This window comes from Acetobacter oeni (assembly GCF_011516825.1).
Classification (GTDB): domain Bacteria; phylum Pseudomonadota; class Alphaproteobacteria; order Acetobacterales; family Acetobacteraceae; genus Acetobacter; species Acetobacter oeni.
Genome location: NZ_WOTA01000092.1, coordinates 1 through 892 on the forward strand (window position 1 = coordinate 1; position 892 = coordinate 892).

Genomic DNA, 892 nt, shown 5'->3' on the forward strand with positions numbered 1-892 from the left:
GCAGCCGTCAGGGGAAGAAAGTTCTGGAACGCCGTTGCGGCCAGCCGATCGAGGCGCAGCCGGTCTTCGGCTAGATCAGCCATCCGACAGAGGCCATGGTGTGCGGACCCGACAGCCCCAAGGAGATACGATGCCGGCATGACCGGTCCGTCAGGTGGAGAACGTGCGACACAGGACGAAATCCTCATTGCCCGGTGCGACCGTCTCACGTGCTGGTGGCGCGGATCGCGGCCAGACACCCGCCCCCGACTGCCGCGTCCCTGCTGCGAACGGTTCGGGTCGCATGGACCCGTCGTTCCAACGAAGGCGGGCCAGCCGGTTGCCCGCTGGAGGATCCTTCCTTCGCCACTATTGTTTCGACCTGTTCACCGATGAGGAAAGGAGCCATCGCCCCCCTCATCCATCGTCCCCGCAGCCGGAACGGGGAAAGAGGTCACGCCCCGCACCTGATCTCTCCGGGTGGGGCCTTCCGGCGAGCGGGTAATCCCGTTTGCTTCGACCGGGAACACAGGCAATGGGGAGCCTGACGTGTTTGTGTGGTCAGTCGATTAGCCGCGACCGACTGTTACCCCGTTTTTGCGGGAGGGAGTTCGACATCTTATTCAGCAAGCATTTGTTATTTTCAATAATCCCGAAGATATTCGAGGAAATCACTATTTTGCCTGTTTACATCAGAGTTATCCGTAATTCTTGATGCATCTGTCTGTTTTACGGTTCGCTCGATCAGATTATTATCTCGCAATGGACCGACCAGACTACCAAGAAATTCTTCATCGGTTTTAGAGCCTGAATCAGAAAGCGGTTTGATTGATTTTTCGCAGAACTCTGCGGATATGGGCAATCATCAACCACGCGTGGGATGACGAGATTGTTGCCTCGACATCCTTCGTGA

At 56.8% G+C, this 892-nt stretch carries 1 protein-coding gene and 1 pseudogene; both read right to left on the reverse strand.

Going from position 1 to position 892, the window contains the following annotated elements:
• Window positions 1-205: 205 nt before the first annotated feature.
• Entirely contained in the window at window positions 206-388 is a 183-nt protein-coding gene (locus GOB90_RS18710) for a hypothetical protein (RefSeq protein WP_146893160.1), read from the reverse strand.
• Window positions 389-791: 403 nt separating this feature from the next.
• A pseudogene (locus GOB90_RS18715) lies at window positions 792-892 on the reverse strand (IS5/IS1182 family transposase); the annotation flags it as partial.

What these genes read in the sequence shown, in the direction of transcription:
- GOB90_RS18710 (WP_146893160.1), bottom strand. Translation starts at nt 388, where the DNA reads ATGGCTCCTTTCCTCATCGGTGAACAGGTCGAAACAATAGTGGCGAAG.